The 6,880-nt window shown below is 74.9% G+C and carries 6 protein-coding genes; all 6 read left to right on the forward strand.

The features are described 5' to 3' along the window. Positions 1-38 precede the first annotated feature (38 nt). The 6 genes from hisC to G6556_RS15905 all read left to right on the forward strand — a co-directional run bounded on the left by hisC (position 39) and on the right by G6556_RS15905 (position 6,855). Positions 39-1,103, forward strand: a complete 1,065-nt coding sequence (hisC, locus tag G6556_RS15880) for a histidinol-phosphate transaminase (protein WP_166943581.1) — start codon at positions 39-41, stop codon at positions 1,101-1,103. A gap of 114 nt (positions 1,104-1,217) precedes the next feature. Beyond that, positions 1,218-2,453 (forward strand): SpoIIE family protein phosphatase, encoded by a 1,236-nt coding sequence (locus tag G6556_RS15885; RefSeq protein ID WP_346774942.1) that lies wholly within the window; start codon positions 1,218-1,220, stop codon positions 2,451-2,453. Next, positions 2,450-4,066 carry an ATP-binding protein gene (locus G6556_RS15890; protein ID WP_166943583.1) on the forward strand — a complete coding sequence of 539 codons (1,617 nt, stop codon included), beginning with the start codon at positions 2,450-2,452 and terminating at the stop codon, positions 4,064-4,066. The genes G6556_RS15885 and G6556_RS15890 overlap by 4 nt, the downstream gene beginning before the upstream one ends. Next, positions 4,063-4,509, forward strand: a complete 447-nt coding sequence (locus tag G6556_RS15895) for a response regulator (protein WP_346774943.1) — start codon at positions 4,063-4,065, stop codon at positions 4,507-4,509. Before G6556_RS15890 ends, G6556_RS15895 begins: the two co-directional genes overlap by 4 nt. 229 nt (positions 4,510-4,738) lie before the next feature. Next, complete coding sequence (gene pdhA, locus G6556_RS15900) at positions 4,739-5,866, forward strand: pyruvate dehydrogenase (acetyl-transferring) E1 component subunit alpha (RefSeq protein WP_166943589.1); 1,128 nt, start codon at positions 4,739-4,741, stop codon at positions 5,864-5,866. An 11-nt stretch (positions 5,867-5,877) separates the two neighbouring features. Then, positions 5,878-6,855, forward strand: coding sequence for an alpha-ketoacid dehydrogenase subunit beta (locus G6556_RS15905; RefSeq protein ID WP_166943596.1), 978 nt, complete (start codon positions 5,878-5,880; stop codon positions 6,853-6,855). Positions 6,856-6,880 lie beyond the last annotated feature (25 nt).

Genomic DNA, 6,880 nt, shown 5'->3' on the forward strand with positions numbered 1-6,880 from the left:
GCTCCCGGCGGGCGCCCCGGCGGTGGCATCCTGGCGGCGTGAAGCACGTCCCCTTGCGCCCCGCCCTCGCGAGCCTCCCGCCGTACGTCCCGGGCGCCCGGGTCCCGGTCGGCGCGGCCGCGTTCAAGCTGTCGTCGAACGAGAACCCGTACCCGCCGCTGCCGTCGGTGGTGGCGGCGATCGCGGACGGCGCGGTCGACGTGAACCGGTACCCGGACATGTACGCGACCGACCTGGTCGAGGCGGTGGCCGAGCACCTGGGGGTGCAGCCGGACCAGGTCGTGGCGGGCTGCGGCTCGGTCGCGGTGCTGGGGCACGTGCTCGCCGCGTTCTGCGACGCGGGCGACGAGGTGGTGCACCCGTGGCGGTCGTTCGAGGCGTACCCGATCGCGGTGACGCTGGCGGGGGCGACGGGCGTGCCGGTGCCGGTGGGCGCGGACGGGCGGCTGGACCTGCCGGCGCTCGCGGCGGCGGTGACCGAGCGGACCCGGGTGGTCCTGGTGTGCACCCCGAACAACCCGACGGGCCCGGCCGTGCACGCCGACGAGCTGGACGCGTTCCTGGCGGCGGTCCCGCGCGACGTGCTGGTGGTGCTGGACGAGGCGTACGTGGAGTTCGTGCGGGACCCCGAGGCGCCGGACGGCCTGGCGGTCCTGGCGGCGCACCCGAACGTGGTGCTGCTGCGGACGTTCTCGAAGGCGTACGGCCTGGCGGGCCTGCGGGTCGGCTACGCGGTCGCCGACGCGCGGCTCGCGGCGGGCATCCGCGCGGCCTCGACGCCGTTCGGGGTGTCGCACCTGGCGCAGCTGGCGGGGGTCGCGTCGCTGCGGGCGCGGGACGAGCTGCTGGAGCGGGTCGACGGCATCGTGCGGGAGCGGACCCGGCTGCTGGCGGGTCTCCGCGAGCACGGCTGGGAGGTCCCGGACAGCCAGGCGAACTTCGTGTGGCTGGCGCTCGGCGACGGCACGGCGCGGTTCGCGGCGGCGGCGACGGCGGCGGGCGTGCTCGTGCGGCCGTTCGCGGGCGACGGGGTCCGGATCAGCGTCGGCGAGCCCGAGGCGACGGACGTGGTGCTGCGGGTCGCGCGCGACCTGCGTCACTGAGCAGCGGGGCGTGCTCGGGCGAGTCCGCAGGTCAGCCGACCGCCCGTGGGCCGGCGCCACCGCGCGCCCCCGGCGACCTCGCCTATGCTGCGACGAGCGCAGAGAGGTGGAGGGGTGACCGAGAGCACGACGCCGGGCGTGATGATGCCGCCCGCGTGGCCCGGCCGCGCCGGTCGCCCCGCCGACCCCCTGGACGGCGGACCCATCTCGCTGCTCCTGGTCGAGGACGACGACGGCGACGCGGTCCTGGTCGAGGAGCACCTCAGTGACGCGGGCCTGGACGTACGCCTGGTGCGTGCCCGCACGCTGGACGAGGCGCTCGCCCGGCTGGACGTGGACTGCGTGCTGCTCGACCTCGGCCTGCCCGACTCGGTGGGCCTCGGCGCGCTGCAGACCCTGCTCACGGCGGGTGCGCCCGCGGTGGTGGTGCTGACGGGCCGGACCGACACGGAGACCGGGCTGCAGGCCGTGGCGGCGGGTGCCCAGGACTACCTGGTCAAGGGTGAGGTCGACGGCGAGCTGCTGGGTCGCTCGGTGCGGTACGCGGTGCAGCGCCGCCGGCTGCAGGCCGTCGACCGCGAGCTGTACCGCAGCATGGTCCGCGCGGAGGAGACGGTCCGGTTGGAGAGCGCGCTGCTGCCGCGCCCGTCGGTCCAGGACGCGCACCTGGAGGTGCGGGTCGGCTACCGCGCGGGCCGCGACGGGGTGCTCGGCGGCGACTTCTACGACGTGATGGAACGCCCGGACGGCACGGTGCTGGCCATCGTCGGCGACGTCTGCGGGCACGGCCCGGACGAGGCGGCGCTGGGCGCCGTGCTGCGGACGGCCTGGCGCACCCTCGTGCTCGCCGGCACCGCGACCCCGGACCTGCTGCCGCTGCTGGAGCGGGTGCTGGAGTCGGAGCGGGCCCGCGACGAGGTGTTCACGACGATGTCGATGGTCGAGATCGCGCCCGACCGGTCGGCCGTCGACCTGTACCTGGCGGGGCACCCGGTGCCGTTCCTGCTCGGCGACCCCGGCGCGGGTCGGCCGTCGGAGCTGCTCCCGCGGGACCTGCGCGGTCGCGCGCTCGGCATCCCGGTCGCCGGCACCTGGCGCCCGCACCGGCTCGAGCTCGGCGACCGGTGGCGGCTGATGATGTACACGGACGGCGTGCTGGAGGCGACGATCAGCGGGACCCACGAGCGGATCGGCAAGGCCGGTCTGCTGGAGCTGGTGGACGGGGTGCTCGCCGGGTCGCCGGCGGACCCGGTGGACGAGGTGCTGCGCGAGGTGCGGCGCCGGCACGGCGGCGAGCTCGTCGACGACACCGCGGTGGTCGTGCTCGGCTGGGGCGGTGCGCCCGCGTGACGGCTCCCGCACCCGCCGCCGGCCCCGCCGCGCGGTCGCGCACGACGCTGCGCCGCCGGCTCGCCACCGCCCTCGTGGCGGCCGGCGTCGTGCTGGCGCTCGTGTTCGTGGGCTCGGGCATCGCGCTGTGGCGGATGCTCGACGCCCAGGACCTGGTGACCGAGCAGTACTTCACCGCCATCACGAACGGCGAGACGGCGTACACCCAGCTGGTCGACGGCGAGACCGCGGTGCGCGGCTACGCGCTCACCGGGTTCGACGGCACGCTGGAGCCGTACGAGAACGCGCAGGACGCGACCGAGGCGTTCGCCGCGGTGGCCGCGGGCAGCGCCTCGGCGCCGGTCCGGGAGGCCGCCGCCGCGGCGGTCGAGGCCGCCGAGCGCTGGGACGCTCGGTTCGCCCAGCCCACGATCGCCGCCGTCGCCGAGGGCGGTCCCGCCGCGGTCAGCGCCGAGGAGATCGAGGGCGGCCGGGCGCTGTTCGACGAGACCCGCACCGCCGTCCAGGACTACCTGGACGTGCTCCGCGAGCGGCGCGACGAGGCCGCGTCGGCGCTGGCCATGTGGACGCGGGTCGTCATCGGCTCGCTCGTCGCGCTGGTGATCGCCGGCGCGGTGGCGGGCGCCGTCCTGTGGCGGACGCTGCGCTCCTGGATCGCCGAGCCGCTCGGCGCCCTGGCCGCGGACGCGCGGGCGGTGAGCGAGGGCGACCTGCACCACGCCGTGCGGACGACGGGCCCGGGGGAGATCGCCGACCTGGCCGACACCGTCGAGCGGATGCGGCTCGGCCTGGTCGCCCAGGTGCAGGCCGTGGAGGCCCAGCGCGCGGAGATCGCCGAGGCGCACGACCGGCTCGCGGAGCAGGCGGAGGAGCTGCGCCGGTCGAACCGCGACCTGGAGCAGTTCGCGTACGTCGCGTCGCACGACCTGCAGGAGCCGCTGCGGAAGGTCGCCTCGTTCACGCAGCTGCTGCAGAAGCGGTACGGCGGCCAGATGGACGAGCGCGCCGACCAGTACATCGCGTTCGCCGTCGACGGCGCGAAGCGCATGCAGCAGCTCATCCAGGACCTGCTCGGGTTCTCCCGGGTCGGGCGGCTGGGCGGCGAGCTCGCGGACGTGCCGCTGGACGACGCGCTGGGTGCCGCGCTGGAGAACCTGGACAACCTGGTCGAGGACACCGGCGCGGTGGTCACGCACGACCCGCTGCCGGTGGTGCGCGGCGAACGCCCGCTGCTGGTGCAGCTGCTGCAGAACCTCGTGGGCAACGCGATCAAGTTCCGCGACCCCGAGCGGCCGCCCGTGGTCCGGATCAGCGCCCGGCGGGTGGGAGACTCGTGGGAGCTCGAGTGCCGGGACAACGGGATCGGCATCGACCCGCAGTACGCGGAGCGCGTGTTCGTGATCTTCCAGCGGCTGCACCCCAAGGACCTGTACGAGGGCACCGGCATCGGGCTCGCCCTGTGCAAGAAGATCGTGGAGTACCACGGCGGTCGGATCTGGCTCGGCGAGCCGGACGGCCCGGGCACCAGCGTGCGCTGGACGCTCCCGGCCGTCGACGAGCCGGCGGACGACCGCCAGGACCAGGACGGCCGGACGGCCGAGGGATCGGAGTGAGCGTGGCACGCAACGGCAAGGTGATCGACGTCCTGCTCGTCGAGGACGACCCGGGCGACGTCCTGATGACGCGGGAGGCGTTCGACGACAACAAGGTCGCCAACCGGCTGGCGGTCGTCTCCGACGGCGTCAGCGCCCTGGCGTTCCTCCGCAAGGAGGGCGAGCACGCCGACGCCCCGACCCCGGACCTCGTGCTGCTCGACCTCAACCTGCCCCGGATGGACGGGCGCGAGGTGCTCGAGGCGATGAAGAACGACGACGCGCTGCGCAGCATCCCGGTCGTCGTGCTCACCACCTCGGAGGCCGAGGAGGACGTGGTGCGGTCCTACTCCCTGCACGCCAACGCGTACGTGACCAAGCCCGTCGACTTCGACCGGTTCATCGAGGTCGTCCGGCAGATCGACGAGTTCTTCGTCGAGGTCGTGCGGCTGCCGCAGCGCTGACCTCGTCCGACACCGCGACGGCCCGTCGCCCCGACCCGGGGTGGCGGGCCGTCGTCGTGCGCGGGGCCGGTCACGGGTCGACGCTGGGGTTGTCGGGACCCCACAACGGGGGACGGCCCGTCTTGACGGCGCCCGGGGCCCTGGACCTACGGTGGCGTAGCCTACGCTGGCGTAGGTTAGCCAGGGTCCCGAGGAAGTCCGGGGCCTCCCCCCAGCCGAAGGAGAACGCGTGAGCACCAGCGGTCCGCTCACCGACGACGGCCTGGTCCAGCTGCTCACGCCCGCGGGCGAGCGCGTCGACCACCCCGACTACAGCGCCCGGGTCGCCCACCTCGACGCGGACGCCCTGCGCGGCCTGTACCGCGACATGGTGCTCGTGCGGCGCTTCGACACCGAGGCGACCGCGCTGCAGCGGCAGGGCGAGCTCGGCCTCTGGGCGCAGTGCCTCGGCCAGGAGGCCGCGCAGGTCGGCTCCGGCCGCGCGCTGGCCCCGCAGGACTACGTGTTCCCGTCCTACCGGGAGCACGGCGTCGCGCACACCCGCGGCCTGGACCTCACGCAGCTGCTCCAGCTGTTCCGCGGCGTCGACCACGGCGGCTGGGACCCGGAGGAGTTCAACTTCCACCTGTACACGCTGGTCATCGGGTCGCACACCCTGCACGCGACCGGGTACGCGATGGGCGTGCAGCGCGACGGCGCGGTCGGCACCGGCGACCCCGAGCGCGACACCGCGGTCGTCACCTACTTCGGCGACGGCGCGACCGCCCAGGGCGACGTCAACGAGGCCCTCGTGTTCGCGGCCGTGAACAACGCGCCGCTGGTGCTGTTCCTGCAGAACAACCAGTGGGCGATCTCCGAGCCCACCACCCGCCAGGCGCGCGTGCCGCTCGCCGCGCGCGGCCCGGGCTTCGGCGTGCCGAGCGTCCGGGTCGACGGCAACGACGTGCTGGCCACGTACGCCGTGACCGCCGAGGCGCTGGAGCGCGCCCGGTCCCGCGGCGGCCCGACCCTGGTCGAGGCGTTCACCTACCGGATGGGCGCGCACACCACCTCCGACGACCCGTCCCGCTACCGGTCGGCCGCGGAGGAGGACTACTGGCGGCAGCGCGACCCGATCGACCGGCTCGAGAAGCACCTCGACGCGACCGGCGCGCTGTCCGAGGACTTCCGCACCGGGCTGGCCGCCGAGGCCGACGCGCTCGGCGAGAAGATCCGGACGTTCGTCCGGTCGCTGGGCCGCCCGGCGACCAGCACGATGTTCGACCACGTGTACGCGACGCCGCACTCGGTGGTGGACGCGGAGCGCGCCTGGTTCGAGCGGTACGAGGCCTCGTTCGCGGGAGGGGAGCACCGGTGAGCACGCAGCGGATGACGTTCGCCAAGGCGATCAACACGGGCCTGCGGGCCGCCCTGGAGCGGGACCCCAAGGTCATGCTCATGGGCGAGGACATCGGCGCGCTCGGCGGCGTGTTCCGGGTGACCGACGGGCTGGCGAAGGACTTCGGCACCGACCGGGTCGTCGACACCCCGCTCGCCGAGTCCGGCATCGTCGGCACCGCGATCGGCCTCGCGCTGCGCGGCTACCGCCCGGTCTGCGAGATCCAGTTCGACGGGTTCATCTTCCCGGCGTTCGACCAGATCACGACCCAGCTGTCGAAGATGCACTACCGGTCCCGCGGCCGGCTGAACCTCCCGGTCGTCATCCGGGTGCCGTTCGGCGGCGGCATCGGCGCGGTCGAGCACCACAGCGAGTCGCCCGAGGTGCTGTTCGCGCACACCGCCGGCCTGCGCGTGGTCAGCCCGTCCGACCCGCAGGACGCGTACACGATGATCCAGCAGGCGGTCGCCTCGCCGGACCCGGTGATGTTCTTCGAGCCCAAGGGCCGGTACTGGGAGAAGGGCGACGTCGACACCGACGCCGACGCGCTGGCCGCGGCGTCCGTCCTGGACGGCGCGCGCGTGCTCCGCCCCGGCACCGACGTCACGCTCGTCGCGCACGGCCCGACCGTCGCCACGGCCCTGCGGGTCGCCGACGCCGCGGCCGCCGAGGGTCGCAGCGTGGAGGTCGTCGACCTGCGCACCATCTCCCCGCTCGACATCACCACGGTCGCCGCGTCCGTGCGCCGCACCGGGCGGTGCGTCGTCGTGCACGAGGCCCCGGTGCTGTACGGCACCGGCGCCGAGGTCGCCGCGCGGGTCACCGAGGAGTGCTTCTACCACCTCGAGGCGCCCGTGCTCCGGGTCGGCGGGTTCCACACCCCGTACCCCGTGGCCAAGCTGGAGCACGAGTACCTGCCCGGCCTCGACCGCGTCCTGGACGCCGTCGACCGCGTGCTCGCCTCCTGACCCGCGGGCGTCCGCGCCCCCCCCC

The organism is Cellulomonas sp. IC4_254 (assembly GCF_011603975.1).
Taxonomy (GTDB): domain Bacteria; phylum Actinomycetota; class Actinomycetes; order Actinomycetales; family Cellulomonadaceae; genus Cellulomonas.

Coding starts and splice junctions, on each gene's coding strand:
- G6556_RS15905 (WP_166943596.1), top strand. CDS start 5,878: ATGACGTTCGCCAAGGCGATCAACACGGGCCTGCGGGCCGCCCTGGAG.